We start from the raw sequence: 13,307 nt of genomic DNA, 5'->3' as shown, positions 1-13,307 counted from the left end.
GGCCGCACGGATGCCGCCGTGGCGGAGGAAACCCGATCACTCTGACAGGGTCTTGCGATGACGCACGTGTCACTCGCCTTTATTCGCTTCGCTGGGTAGACACGCGCAACTGCGTATTTGGGAACACGACATGGCCAAGCTCATCATTCGACCGGTCGAGACCAAGAAGGACCGCAAGATCTTCATCGATCTGCCGTTCCGTCTCTATGCCGACGATCCCAATTGGGTGCCGCCCTTGAAGTCGGAAGCGCTGGGACTGATCACGCCCGAGAAGAACGGCTGGTTCAGCCATGCCAAGGCGCAGTTGTTCCTTGCAGAAGAGGACGGTCGCGTGGTCGGGCGGATCTCGGCGCATATCGATACACTCGCGCTGACGATGCCGCCCGAGCAGGGGTTCGGGCCTGGTGTCGGCCAATGGGGGCTGATGGAAGCGGAGCGGCAGGACGTGTTCCAGGCGCTGCTGGAGCGCGCCGAAACGTGGCTGCGCGAGCAGGGCATGACGCGGGCGCTCGGGCCGATCAGCATGTCGATCTGGGAGGAGCCGGGCCTGCTGATCGACGGATACGACCATCCGCCGACGATCATGATGGGCCACGCCAAGCGCGAATATCGCGGCTGGATCGAATGGGCGCAGTACCGCCCGATCAAGCAGCTGATGACCTATGAGGTCGACGTTACCAAGCAGTTCCCGCCGATCGTCCAGCGCATCATCAAATCGGGCGAGAAGAACCCGCGGATCAGCGTGCGCAACGTCGACAAGGCCAAGTTCGAGGAGGAGGCGGCGATCATCCTGTCGATCCTCAACGACGCGTGGCGCGACAATTGGGGTTTCGTGCCGCTGACCCCGCCGGAGATCAAGGACGTCGGCGTGAAGCTGAAGCCGATCGTGTTCAACGACCTGATCCGGATCGCCGAGCTGGACGGCAGGCCGGTCGCGTTCATGATCACGCTGCCGGACCTCAACGAGGCCATCAAGCCGCTGAACGGCAGCCTGTTGCCGTTCGGTTGGGCGAAGCTGTTGTGGTGGCTGCGCAAACCCAAGGTGCGGACGGTGCGCGTGCCGCTGATGGGGGTGGTGAAGGAGTTGCAGGCGTCGCGCATGGCGAGCCAGCTGGCCTTCATGATGATCGAATATATCCGCCGTGCCTCGGTCGAGAATTACGGGGCGCAGCGGGCTGAAATCGGCTGGATTCTCGACGACAACCAAGGGATGCGGTCGATCGCCGAGACGATCGAGAGCCGGGTGAACAAGGTGTACCAGGTGTACGAGCGGGCGCTTTAGGGCAGGGCGGCGACATTCTTTCACCGAAAAACAGGGTGTTTCCCCGCGAAGGCGGGGATCCAGACTGGGCTCCCGCCTTCGCGGGAGAACAAGGAGGCTGGACCCGACGGTTGTTGCTGCCCCCTACTCCCGTTTCCCATTGCCGAACGGAAGCTTGAGGGTGACTGCAGCCCCCTGCCCGCTTGCGCCGGGTAGCTGCGTTCGGATCGCGTGGACATTCCCCTTGCCGCCACCCGGCAGCCGGAACGACAGCGGGTCACCCCGCGGCGGCTGGACCGGTTCGGGAAGCGTCGCCAGCCTTTGGTCGGGCGAACGTGCGCAGACGACGATTTCGCCATCGGGATCGATCTGGACCGGACACGGCATCGTCGGCTTAATAGTCCGCTTGCGCAATTCAGGTGGAAGCGGCGGCCCGGCTACCGCTTGGAGCAGGAGCAGGCCGGCCAGCATCTAGAAGCGCCGGGATATGCCGGCGTAGACCCGCGCATCCGGGGTGTTCCCGTTCAACCCCGCTGCGCCGAATAGGTCGAACTGGAGATTGTCGTTCGCCATCCATGCGAGCGACAGGGCCGCGACGGCTTGCGTCTCATGCTCCTGCGGATCGTCGTCGCGGAGCGCCTGCATTTCGCCGGTCAGCGTGAAGGCCTTGTCGAGTTTCACCGCAAGGCCAGCCGTCGAACTGTACGCGAGATGCCGGCCGTTGCCGTCCTGATCGACCGCCGCGTCGATCTCCGGCGTCAGGTCGAGCGAGACCGTGTCGGAGATTTCGTAGGTCACGGGAACGAGGAACCCTGCACCCCAATCACCCGCGCCGATCGACGAGCGGCCGACCGGCAGCGTCACGAACGGCAGCACCGATACCGACAAGCCGGCGCCGTCGGGATTGTGGAGGTTCGCCTTCATCCCAAGCGACACGTCACCGACCCCGTTGACCGAATCCACGCCGGTCGAATCACGCATCCGGTCGTGCCCGAACGGCGTCCAGCCGATCCGCGCCTCGATCGAGTCGCTGACGCCGACGCGAACCAGCGTGTCGCCGAACAGGATATTATCCTCGCGCGAGCCGGGCTGGTCGTCGCGCGTCCAGTCCGCGATCGACGTCTCGACCGAGATCTTGCCCGGCGCGATCGTGCAGGCCGGCGTGTCGATGCCAGGACGATCGGGGCAATATTCGCGGTCCTGCGCCATCGCCGCGCCGGACAGGCTCGCCAAGGCGATAACGAGAAGCAGGCGCCTCATCGCAGGCGGACCCAGGTCGGCGCGTGATCGCTGGCCTTTTCGCGCCCGCGATAGGCCTTGTCGACGCCGGCATCGATCATCCGGTCGGCGGCCTGCGGGCTCAGCAGCAGGTGATCGATCCGGAACCCGGCGTCGCGCTGCCAAGCACCCGCTTGGTAGTCCCAGAACGTCCAGACGCCGCCCTTGGGGAATTGCGTGCGGAGCGCGTCGGTCCAGCCCTGTGCGACGAGCGCGCGGTAATGCTCGCGGCTTTCGGGCTGCATGAGCGCGTCGTCCTGCATCGCGCGAACCGAGAAGGTATCGTCGTCGTTGGCGATAACGTTGTAGTCGCCGGCGAGGATGGCCGGCTTTTCCTCCGCGAGCAGGACGCGCGCGCGAGCCGCGAGGCGGTCCATCCAGCGGAGTTTATAGTCGAACTTCGGGCCGGGTTGCGGGTTGCCGTTGGGCAGATAGAGCGCGGCGACGATCAGGCCGTCGATCTCCGCCTCGATATAACGGCTGTGCTCGTCCTCTGGTTCGCCTTCGAGACCGCGCTGGCGGACGACGGGCGTGCCGCTCTTCGCGAGGATCGCGACGCCGTTCCAGGCCTTCTGGCCATGCCAGACCGCGCCGTAGCCGGCGGCCTCGATGTCGGCGATCGGGAAGGTGTCGTCGCTCGACTTGAGTTCCTGGAGACAGACGATGTCGGGCTGATCTTCGGTGAGATACTCGATCAGCCGCGGCAACCGCGCCTTGATGCCGTTGACGTTGTACGTGACGATCTTCATGGCAGTCTCAAACCGAGAAGCTGGAGCCGCAGCCGCAACCCGATGCGGCGTTGGGGTTCTCGACCTTGAATGCGGCACCGGCGAGCGACTCGACGTAGTCAACCGCGCAACCACGCACGAGATCGATGCTGACGCTGTCGACGACGAGCTTCACGCCATCATGCTCGGCGATCACGTCGTCGGACTCGACCGAATCGGCGAACCCGAACTTGTACTGAAACCCGGAACAGCCGCCGCCGTCGACCGAGAGACGCAGGATCGCCGGCTTCCCCTGCTTGACGGCGATCGCCGCGACGCGCGCCGCAGCGGAGGGGGTTAGGATGATGTCTTGAACCAGCGTTGCCATGCTGTGGAGATAGGAGGTTGCGGAACCTGCGGCAACCTTGGGTTGATCAGTCCTGCGCGGCGGGGCCACCGGTGGAGACCGGGATCGCGTTTACCGAGCGATCCTGTGCGGCGAGGAGGTAATCCGCGGTCGTCAGGAACGGCACCGGGTTGACCGCGTGGCCGTCGATGCGGACTTCATAGTGAAGGTGCGAGCCGGTCGAGCGGCCGGTGGAGCCCATCAGTGCGATCAGCTGGCCGCGAACGACGCGGGCGTTGTCGCCGACGAGGATCTTCGACAGATGGCCGTAGCGCGTCGCGATGCCCTTGCCGTGGCTGATCTCGACCATGTTGCCGTAGCCGCCCTGGCGACCGGCGTGCGCGATGATGCCGTCGGCGGTGGCGTAGATCGGCGTGCCGACCGGGCCGGGAATGTCGACGCCGGCATGCATCGCCGCGGTGCCGCGAAACGGATCGGAGCGAATGCCGAAATTGCTGGTGAACGAAAGTGAGTGGACCGGCTGAACCGACGGGATCGCGATCACACCCTGCTGCGTCGCGTCGAGCTTCTTCCAGGTCTGGAACAGCGTGCGGAACTGCGCATCGGCGCGGAGATCGGCGGTGGCTTCCTCAGTATTCGCGGCGATCATCGGACCACCGGTTGCAGCGACGTGGTGCGCTATTTTGGAAGCGACGACCTGAGCCTGGGCGGTCGTGCCGACCGTGGTCATCCCCATCATGGTTGCGGCGATCGCCAACCGGCGGAACGTGAACGACTTGGACACCATCGACACGGCCTTGAGGCGCGTCACGATGGCTGCTGCGGTAAATTCGACCATTGGTCCCCGACACAAAAATGCAGGGCCGTTCGCTTCAAGGCGGACGGCTCCGAAACTCTGTCCTGACTCGCAGCCCCTCCGCGCACCAGACACTCTGGGTTAGGCCGGATACCGCCGTTCCGGGCAATAGCCCCGCACGGTCGGCGCGGCGGAGCGGCAGGTTGATGCGGCGAGTTGATGCGAATTGGGACGATTGCGAGGGAACAGGAAGCCAACGACGACATCGGACGTGAAATGTCGGCGAATCTCCAAACGTTACTGCGGGCTGTTCAGAGCGCCTTGGCGGCGGCCAGAACCGCCTCGGCATGCCCCGCCACACGGACCTTGTGCCAAGCCTTGGCCAGCGTGCCGTCGGCGCCGAACAGGAACGTCGCGCGCTCGATGCCCATGTACTTGCGGCCGTACATCGCCTTCTCGACCCACACGCCGAAAGCCTCGCAGGCAACACCTTCGACATCGCTGGCAAGCTGGACCGCAAGTCCATGTTTTGCGGTGAATTTTGCGTGCGATGCGGCACTGTCTTTCGATACGCCGACGACGGTTACGCCCGCCGTTTCGAACGCGTCGGAAAGTGCAGAAAAGTCCTTCGCTTCAGTGGTACAACCGGCTGTGTCGTTCTTCGGATAGAAGTACACCACCAGCGGCGTGCCGAGGCTTGCCAGCGAAACCACCGCGTCATCGATCGTCACCGACACGTCAGGGATCTTCGATCCTTCATCCATCCTGCTCTCCCGTCACCTGTGCCCAGAACTGGCGGACCTCCTGCCGCCTCGTTTCGAGCGTGGCAACCACCGCCGGCCAGTCCGCCACCCCGATCGCGCGGGCGATGAGATCCTCCGTGGCATGCCCTGGCGGCGCGGCATCGGGTGCGACGAGCCGCAACGTCACGAGCAAACGCGTGAGGACGTCGTGCGCCGGTCGAAGTGACGGCGGGACCAGCCCTTCCCGGATCAACGCATCGATCGCGCAGCCTAGATTGGGATCGAAGCCGGCCTTGTTTACAAGCTGAACCACGTGGGTGGCGAATTCGAGATCGACGAGGCCACCGGGGAGCAGCTTGGCGTCGAGCGCGCCCTGGGGCGGCTTGTGCGCGGCCATGTCGTTGCGCATCGTCCGCGCGTCGGCGATCACGTCGCGCGCCGGTCGATCGCCTTCGAGCACGCCGCGGACGATCGCCGCCACAGCATCCCGAGCGTTGGCCGATCCGAACACCGGGCGGGCGCGAGTGAGCGCCATGTGCTCCCAGGTCCAGGCATCCTCGCGCTGGTAGCGGGCGAAGCTGTCGAGCGTGACGACCAGCGGCCCCTGCCCGCCCGATGGCCGCAACCGGGTGTCGATCTGGTACAGCGGGCCCGCGGCGGTCGCGACCGACAGCGCGCCGGTCAGCCTCTGTGCGAGACGATTGTAATAGAGCGTTGCGCCAAGCGGCTTCGGGCCGTCGGACTCGGCTGCGAAATCGCCCGTAAACAGATAGATGAGATCGAGATCGGACGCGTGGGTGAGCATCGCGCCGCCCATCCGACCTAGCGCCAGCACGACGAGTTCGCTCTCCGGCACGCGGCCATGGACCTTGGCGAATTCGTCGATCGTCGCGGTTGCAAGGACGCCGATTGCCGCCTCCGCGACGCGTGCATAGCCTGCCGCGACGTCGAGCGGATCGGACGCACCGGCGACAATCTGTGCCCCGAGCGCGAATCGCAGCTCGCCGACGACGCGCCGGACATGGTCGAGCCGGGACTGATAGTCGCCGCCCGCCTCGCCCGCGCGCATGATCGCTTCGAGCGCCGCGACATCGCCGACCCGCTCGAACGCCGTCGCATCGATCAGCCCGTCGAGCAGATCGGGGCGGCGGCCGAGATCGTCCGCGAGCGTGGGCGCATGGCTCAGGATGGCGGCAAGCAACGTTGCCAAGCCCGGACGCGCCTCCAACAAGCGGAAGATGTTGATCGCGCTAGGCAAGCGTTCGAGCAGCGCATCGAGCCGGAGCAGCGCCGCCTGCGGAACGGGCGCAGTCGCCAGCGCGGGGACGAGCGTGGGCAATACCGCCTCCAGTGCTTCACGCGCGGCCGGACTGCGCAGCGCAGGATAGGCGCCCCCTCGCCATGCCTCGATCCGCCGACGTGCCGACTCGGGCTCATCGAAGCCCGCTTCGGCTAGGTCGGCTTCCAGCGTTACAGCGTCATGCGAGAATGCGGGGCGGACGGTGTCGTCGAGCGCGTCGTAGATCCGGCCGGTCGCCGTGACACGCGGTTCGAGCAGAGCCAACAGGGCGCCCGAATCGTCCAGCCCGTGCAGTTTCGCCACGCGGTCGAGCGCGTCGCCGGTCGGCAAGGCGTGCGTCTGGCGATCGTCGATCATCTGGACGCGGTGCTCGATCGTTCGGAGCAGCGTGTAGCCGTCGATCAACGCAGTCGATTCATCCGTGCCGATCCAGCCTGCTTCGGCCAGCCGGGATAGAGCATCGCGGGTGGCGGGCGCACGCAGGGCGGGATCGCGACCGCCGTGGATCAGCTGGCGGATCTGCGCGAAGAACTCGGCCTCACGGATGCCGCCGCGCCCACGCTTGAGATCATAGCCGGGGCCGAATGCCTGGCCTTGCGAATGATGATCGCGGATCCGGGCGGAAATACCGCGGATTTCGCCGATCGCGCCGAAATCGAGCGCGCGACGCCAGACGAACGGACGGATCGCGTCGAGAAATCGCTGGCCTAGCGCGATGTCCCCTGCCGCCGCACGTGCGCGAATGAAGGCAGCACGCTCCCATGGCAGCGCCTGCGCCTCGTAATAGCCGATCGCTGCATCGACCGGCAGCGCGATCGGCGTGATCTCGGGCGAGGGTCGCAGGCGGAGGTCCACGCGCAGGACGTAACCGTCGCCATCGCGCGCCTGGAGCAGTTCGACGACGCGCTTGCCAATCCGGACCGCCGCCTCTTCCGGTTCCTCGCGCGGACGTCGGGGCAGCGTCGCCGGGTCGAACAACAGGATCGGATCGATGTCCGACGAGTAGTTGAGTTCGCTGCTGCCCTGCTTGCCCAGTGCGATCGCGACGAAGCCGCGTGGTTCGGCGCCGGGGGTCCGCTCCTCGATCGCGGTGCGGATTGCGGTGTCGAGCGCATAGTCGGCAAAGCGGGTCAGCGCGCCGGTCACTGCGGTAAGGTCGAGAACGCCTGCCAGATCGCCGATCGCGACGTTAAGCGCCATTGCGCGCCGTTCGATCCGTAGGCGACGCGCGACCGGCATGTCGGCTTCGGCACTCGACAAGGAGAGGTCCAGCTTTCCGGCTGCCAGCGATCGCGCCAAGTCCGGCTCACGGTTGAGGACCATCGCCAGGAATGGGGACCAAAGTCTTGCGCGGTCCAGCGCGGCGTTTATCGCCAGTTCAGGTGAGACTAAAGCCATGCGACATCGCTATAATCCGCTGCCGACGCGTGTCACGACAAAGCAACGAAAACGCTATTGGCCCGTTGTAGCGAACATGACTTACGCATTCCTCACGATCAGGCGCGAAGAGAACGGCCAACAGGTCGTGCGCCGCCCCCGCGCGACCGACGTGATCGGTCACGCGCTGCGTGGCGCGTTCGACGACACGCACTCGGTACCCGATGATATGATGATGATGTTGCGCCGTCTGGACGCCATGCCGCATCGCCTCAATTGAGCAATGCGGCATTCGTTAGTTGGGTTTAGCGACCGCGGCTTAGTTCTTCGACATCGCCCATGATCGAATCAAGTGCGGTCTTGCTCGTGTCCGTCTCATGATCGCGTCGCGATGGTAGCGAACCATCGGTGAGGATCGTTTCGAGGGCAACGCGACCACGCGCAACGCGGCTTTTGATAGTCCCGACGGCTACGCTGCAAATTTCCGCGGCTTCTTCATACGCGAAGCCACCCGCGCCCACAAGGATCAACGCCTCGCGCTGCGGCTGAGGCAGATGCATCAACGCGCGCTGCATGTCACCTAGCTCGACGTGACGGTCCTGGCTAGCAGGAGCGGCCAGGATGCGGTCGGCGACCAGATCATCCCACTCGCCCTTGAAGCGCGCCCGGCGCATCTGTGACAGATACAGATTGCGAAGAATGATGAACGTCCACGCGCGCATGTTCGTCCCAGCCTGGAACCGAAGACGGGCGGCCCATGCCTTGAGCAGCGTTTCCTGTACGAGATCGTCGGCGAGATCGCGGCTACCCGACAACGAGCGACCGAATGCGCGCAAATGCGGGATCACCTGGGCAAGCTGAACCTTGAACTCGGCATCCGACAAGGAAACATGCTCAACCGGCTCGACAACGTTCTCGATTTCGTCATCCACGGGCGAAGCAGGCTGGGTCATGGTAATCCGATCAATCCCGATAAAACACTGCCGTACACGGACGACAGACATAGGCACAGGCCGCGGGAAATACCAGCGACCCGTTCATAATGCAGCTCAGCGCAGGATTATAAAGCCAAAGATAACAATGACCAAGACCAGGGAGATCGCCAGGATGTACCGGGTCATGTGCGGCGTGGCGCCAGCCCGTGCATCCTCGGTATCGATATGAATTGGTTCGTTCGGATCAGCCATAATCACCAAACTCACGAAAAACGTTTTGGGTCCGTAACCGTCTTGCGGTCACGAACCCGATACGCGCCGCCGCCTTCAGGCGGTCGGGACGGTCGCCTGGTCGAAGAACAGTGCCTGGCTGATCGCGGCCTTCACGGTCGACCGCTGGAACGGCTTGGTGATCAGGAACGTCGGCTCGGGACGCTCACCGGTCAGCAAACGCTCGGGGAACGCGGTGATGAAGATCACCGGGACCTCGAATTCGGCCAGGATGTCCTTGACCGCGTCGATGCCCGAGCTGTCGTCGGCGAGCTGGATGTCCGCAAGAACGAGACCGGGACGCGTTTCCATCGCCAGCGCGACGGCTTCGTCACGCGTGACCGCAACGCCAGTGACGTCGTGGCCGAGATCGCGGACGATCGTCTCGATATCCATGGCGATGATCGGCTCGTCCTCGATGATGAGAACCTTGGCGCGAGTCTGGTTTTCGATCTCGGACAACGCATCCGCAACCAGATCGTCGACCTCGCTGGTGTCGACCTCGATCAGATACGCAGCGTCCTCAGGCGTGAAACCTTCCATCGCGGTCAGCAGCAGTGCCTGACGCGACAGCGGAGTCATCCGGGCGAGACGGGCACGAGCAACGGCTTCGTGACCCTCCGCATCGCCGACGCTCTCGTCACCAACCTCGTCGAAGTTCGCCGAGTTCCAGATCGCCTGGAACATCCGGTACAGACCAAGACGGGGATCGACGTCGCGGGGAAATTCTTCGGGTGCGGCGACGATCGCCTCGAGCGTGGCGCGCACGTATTTGTCGCCGTGCATCTGGCTGCCGGTCAGGGCCCGGCCATAGCGCCGCAAAAATGGAAGGTGCGGTGCAAGTTGCTGTCCAAGAGACATGGGTAACGAATACTCCCTGATCCTACGCGGCCCCTCATGTGTCGGGTGGCTCGCGTCATTGCAATGGTGTCGGTCGAAAATGCCCCGTGTCCACGCCATCGCCGCCAGGTATCGGCCGCGATCGAGCGGAGATGCGTATTTTTCGCTCGGGTGTGGAACCATCCAGACGCTATTTGGTTTCACGAACATCTTTCGCGAGTATGTAGTCCGGTGCCCATGGGCGCAGTTTTGCTCGTCATCACATATTGGTTTGCGTCGTGCAGGGGGAAATTTTGAGTTTGGGCCACGACACGGAGAAGACAGTGCCTGCAACGAAGCCCGCCAAGGTCCCTGATAAGGACCAACAAATGGGTTCGGCGCTGCGTTCGGTGTATCAGAAGACCGTGGACGAGACGATCCCGGACGACCTTCTCGAACTCCTCGGCAAGCTGGACTGACGGTGGGCCGCGAGCCCATAGCGACCGCTTCAGATACGACCTCCCCGGAGCCAGCGCCGCTAGATAAACGCCGCTTGTTGTCTGCGATGGGCAGTTTGCCTACCGGCGCCAAACTTTTCCTGATTATCAGCGCGGCTCTTCTGCCGCTGGCCCTGATCGCCGTGTTTGCCACGTTGCAGACGACGCGACTGGCCGACGCGGAGGCGCGTGCTCGGTTGCGCGTGACGGCGGACGAAAGCGCGCGCGCCATCGCGATCGAACTCGTCGGCGACATGACCGCGCTTCGGGTTGCGGTGAACGCGCTGGGGACCGATCCTGCCGATGCCCCGAGTTGCGCGCGCGCTCAGGGCGTGTTCGCCCAGCAGTCGTCGGCTGGTACGCGCTTCATCATCACCGACCGCGCCGGCCATGTCCTGTGCGGCGTTCCGCTGCCCAACCCGGTGACCGTGCGGCAGGACAACATGCCCGTCGCCGCAGCGATCGTTCCCGACAACGGACTCATCCTCGCGATTTCCGGCCCTAGCGGCGACACATCCGCCCGCGCCTTCTTCCCACGCGCGTTCCTGGAGAAGATCGGACGTCCCTCGACTCGAGCGTCGGCATTCAGCAGCGCGATCGTACTCGACGAGGACGCGCTTCACCTCGAGACGATCGCCGACGAGCGCCCGCTCGATCGCATGGAGACGATGCGGACCGAACTCGGTGTCGCCGGGCTCGCCCTGCGGACGAGCATTCGCAGTGCGCCTGTGACGTCGTCGCTGATCGTGGCGATGCTGTTGCCGCTGCTGATGTGGATCGCCGCGGCGAGCATAGCGTGGTTCGTGGTCGACCGGCTTCTGATCCGCCCGCTCCGTCGCCTGCGCGGGGCGGTGGCCGCCTTCACACCCGGCGAGGAACTCGACTTCGGCACCGTCCACACGTTGCCCGCACAGGAAATTCGCGAACTGGGAGAAACTTTCCAGTCGATCAGCCGGACGGTTGCGCTGCACGAGGCCGGCCTTGCCGAAGGACTCGTGCGCCAGACCAAGCTTACGCGCGAGGTGCACCACCGGGTGAAGAACAACCTTCAGGTCATCTCCAGCCTGATCAACTTTCACGCCCGCAGCGCCCCCAGCCCCGACGCCACCGCCGCCTATTCGTCGATCCAGCGCCGCGTCGATGCGCTGGCCGTGGTTCACCGCAATCACTTCGCCGAGCTCGAGGAAAACCGGGGCCTGAACCTGCGGACGATGATCGGCGAGCTTTCCGCCAATATCCGCGCGACCGCGTCGGATCGCTCGCACGGCCTGGGCATCACGCTCGATATCGATCCGTATCTGGTCAACCAGGACGTCGCGGTCGCGCTGGCATTCCTGGTGACGGAGACGATCGAACTGGCGATGAGCTGCGATCCGGCGGCTCAGATCAGGATCGTGGTGAAGCCGGCCGACAAGCTTGCCGACAAACCCGACCGGGCTGTTGTCCGCGTTGTTTCGCGTGCGCTGGTCGAGAGCGATGCGTTCCGAGAGGCCCTGTCGCGCTATGGTCGCGTGATGGAAGGCCTGTCCCGCCAGTTGCGGTCGCCTCTCCACCACGATCCACTGGTTGGCGCGTACGAGATTGCCTTCGCTATTACAGGGCGCGACTAAGTCCGCCTCCAATCGTCTGATCGAAATCAAACGACGCATTTAATTGAATAGATTCGAAGAAAAGCGGGAACCGACCATCGCCCTTGCCGTTCTACACTTCGGATAGCGACTTTATGCCCCCCCGCTCTCGCTATCCAGAACACAGGCCCGGTAGCACACCCTCCCCCCCTGGTGATGCTGCCGGGCCTTTATTCCGAAAATTGCCTTTTCATGCCGGGCGTTGGTTCCAGCGGCGGAACGAATGGCGCCCCCGAACATTCCCCCTCCCGTGGCATTCAAGCCCTTCTAGGAGGAAGTATCATGCGTAAGTTGGTTGGACTGGCGATTGTAGCCAGCGCTTTGATGGTGTCGGCATGCAACACGGTCGAGGGCGCAGGCAAGGACGTGGCTTCGGCGGGCAAGACCGTCGCGAAGACCGCGGACAACGCCAAGTAAGCCTTTGCGCTTATGATAATGAAACGGGGCCCGGTGCACATGCACCGGGCCCCGTTTTCGTATTAGCACTGCTATTTGTCTAAGCGCCGTGGCTCGGGTCAGCTCTCGACGATGTCGGTGGACTCACCTTCGACCGCCTTGGCCTTCGCCCGGCTACGCTCGGTGAACCAGATACCGATCAGCGCCAGTTCGTACAGGATCACCAGCGGGATCGCGAGCAGCAGCTGCGAGCCGATATCCGGCGGCGTCAGCACCGCCGCAATCGCGAACGCCGCGACGATCGCATAGCGCCGCGCGCCGATCAGTTGCTTGCGCGTGACGATCCCTGCCCGCTCCAACAGCATCAGCAGGACCGGCAACAGGAACGAGATGCCGAAGCCGAACAGGAACTGCATCGTGAACGAGAGGTAGTTGCCGATCGCCGGCAGCGCTTCGCGATGGATCCCGCCGACCATCCCGTCGAAGCCGAGCAGGAAGTGCAGCGCCATCGGGATCGCGACGTAATAGGCCATCGCGGCACCCGTCAGGAACAGCACGGGCGTCGCGAGGATAAACGGCAGCAGCGCGCCGCGTTCCTTCTTGTACAGGCCGGGCGCGACGAACTGCCACACCTGGTTCGCGATCACGGGGAACGACAGCATCATCGCGGCGAAGAACGCGACCTTGATCTGGACGAAAAACGCTTCGAAAATCTCGGTATAGATAACCTTGTTCTGGCCTGCTGCGAGCAGCGGGTGAACCAGAAAGCCGAAGATGTTCTCGGCGAAATACATCGCCACTGCGAACGTCACGACCAGCGCGGCGATGCAGTAAAGCAGCCGGCGCCGCAGCTCGATCAGATGGTCGAGCAAAGGCGCCCGGCTTTCGTCGATCTCGCTCATGTCTGGCTTTCGGCGTTATGAAGGGTAGTCG

The 13,307-nt window shown here is 64.2% G+C and carries 15 protein-coding genes and 1 pseudogene; 5 read left to right on the top strand and 11 right to left on the bottom strand.

What is annotated here, in order from left to right; all coding sequences use genetic code 11:
* The first annotated feature begins 130 nt into the window (after positions 1-130).
* Positions 131-1,282, top strand: coding sequence for an N-acetyltransferase (locus AC59GX_RS13880; protein ID WP_426281326.1), 1,152 nt, complete (start codon positions 131-133; stop codon positions 1,280-1,282).
* 123 nt (positions 1,283-1,405) lie between these two features.
* Here the strand turns inward: AC59GX_RS13880 and AC59GX_RS13875 are convergent, their stop codons facing one another.
* The 7 genes and pseudogenes from AC59GX_RS13875 to AC59GX_RS13845 all read right to left on the bottom strand — a co-directional run bounded on the left by AC59GX_RS13875 (position 1,406) and on the right by AC59GX_RS13845 (position 7,850).
* Positions 1,406-1,732 (bottom strand): hypothetical protein, encoded by a 327-nt coding sequence (locus AC59GX_RS13875; protein WP_426281327.1) that lies wholly within the window; start codon positions 1,730-1,732, stop codon positions 1,406-1,408.
* Positions 1,733-2,521, bottom strand: a complete 789-nt coding sequence (locus AC59GX_RS13870; protein WP_426281328.1) for a transporter — start codon at positions 2,519-2,521, stop codon at positions 1,733-1,735.
* Positions 2,518-3,288, bottom strand: a complete 771-nt coding sequence (xth, locus tag AC59GX_RS13865) for an exodeoxyribonuclease III (RefSeq protein WP_056057510.1) — start codon at positions 3,286-3,288, stop codon at positions 2,518-2,520. The genes AC59GX_RS13870 and xth overlap by 4 nt, the downstream gene beginning before the upstream one ends.
* 7 nt (positions 3,289-3,295) lie before the next feature.
* A complete protein-coding gene (gene erpA, locus AC59GX_RS13860; RefSeq protein ID WP_056057508.1) occupies positions 3,296-3,634 on the bottom strand; it encodes an iron-sulfur cluster insertion protein ErpA in 339 nt (112 codons plus the stop codon).
* Positions 3,635-3,680: 46 nt separating this feature from the next.
* Positions 3,681-4,277 (bottom strand): annotated as a pseudogene (locus AC59GX_RS13855) (M23 family metallopeptidase); the annotation flags it as partial.
* A gap of 443 nt (positions 4,278-4,720) precedes the next feature.
* Positions 4,721-5,173, bottom strand: coding sequence for a peroxiredoxin (locus AC59GX_RS13850; RefSeq protein ID WP_426281329.1), 453 nt, complete (start codon positions 5,171-5,173; stop codon positions 4,721-4,723).
* Positions 5,166-7,850, bottom strand: coding sequence for a bifunctional [glutamine synthetase] adenylyltransferase/[glutamine synthetase]-adenylyl-L-tyrosine phosphorylase (locus AC59GX_RS13845; RefSeq protein ID WP_426281330.1), 2,685 nt, complete (start codon positions 7,848-7,850; stop codon positions 5,166-5,168). Before AC59GX_RS13845 ends, AC59GX_RS13850 begins: the two co-directional genes overlap by 8 nt.
* Positions 7,851-7,926: 76 nt before the next feature.
* Here AC59GX_RS13845 and AC59GX_RS13840 point away from each other — a divergent pair, with 76 nt between their 5' ends.
* On the top strand, positions 7,927-8,109 hold the full coding sequence (locus tag AC59GX_RS13840; RefSeq protein ID WP_056057498.1) for a hypothetical protein: 183 nt from the start codon (positions 7,927-7,929) through the stop codon (positions 8,107-8,109).
* A gap of 25 nt (positions 8,110-8,134) precedes the next feature.
* Here AC59GX_RS13840 and AC59GX_RS13835 read toward each other — a convergent pair whose 3' ends face one another.
* The 3 genes from AC59GX_RS13835 to AC59GX_RS13825 form a co-directional block, all read right to left on the bottom strand.
* On the bottom strand, positions 8,135-8,782 hold the full coding sequence (locus AC59GX_RS13835; RefSeq protein WP_056489136.1) for a sigma-70 family RNA polymerase sigma factor: 648 nt from the start codon (positions 8,780-8,782) through the stop codon (positions 8,135-8,137).
* Between the two features lie 96 nt (positions 8,783-8,878).
* Positions 8,879-9,031 (bottom strand): hypothetical protein, encoded by a 153-nt coding sequence (locus AC59GX_RS13830; RefSeq protein WP_497301909.1) that lies wholly within the window; start codon positions 9,029-9,031, stop codon positions 8,879-8,881.
* Positions 9,032-9,091: 60 nt separating this feature from the next.
* On the bottom strand, positions 9,092-9,895 hold the full coding sequence (locus AC59GX_RS13825; RefSeq protein ID WP_353464037.1) for a response regulator: 804 nt from the start codon (positions 9,893-9,895) through the stop codon (positions 9,092-9,094).
* 347 nt (positions 9,896-10,242) lie between these two features.
* Between AC59GX_RS13825 and AC59GX_RS13820 the strand changes: the two genes are divergently transcribed.
* The 3 genes from AC59GX_RS13820 (at position 10,243) to AC59GX_RS13810 (ending at position 12,395) form a co-directional block, all read left to right on the top strand.
* Positions 10,243-10,332: a NepR family anti-sigma factor gene (locus AC59GX_RS13820; protein ID WP_162236688.1), complete on the top strand. Its 90-nt coding sequence runs from the start codon at positions 10,243-10,245 to the stop codon at positions 10,330-10,332.
* An 86-nt stretch (positions 10,333-10,418) separates the two neighbouring features.
* Positions 10,419-11,960 (top strand): sensor histidine kinase, encoded by a 1,542-nt coding sequence (locus tag AC59GX_RS13815; RefSeq protein WP_107953733.1) that lies wholly within the window; start codon positions 10,419-10,421, stop codon positions 11,958-11,960.
* Positions 11,961-12,260: 300 nt separating this feature from the next.
* Positions 12,261-12,395, top strand: a complete 135-nt coding sequence (locus AC59GX_RS13810; protein WP_056055798.1) for an entericidin A/B family lipoprotein — start codon at positions 12,261-12,263, stop codon at positions 12,393-12,395.
* A 98-nt stretch (positions 12,396-12,493) separates the two neighbouring features.
* Here the strand turns inward: AC59GX_RS13810 and tatC are convergent, their stop codons facing one another.
* A complete protein-coding gene (gene tatC, locus AC59GX_RS13805; RefSeq protein WP_107953731.1) occupies positions 12,494-13,276 on the bottom strand; it encodes a twin-arginine translocase subunit TatC in 783 nt (260 codons plus the stop codon).
* Positions 13,277-13,307: the final 31 nt, after the last annotated feature.

Source organism: Sphingomonas sp. 320_CC (genome assembly GCF_059691795.1).
Note: the sequence above shows the minus strand (reverse complement) of the source record. Positions and strands in the feature narration are given on the sequence as shown.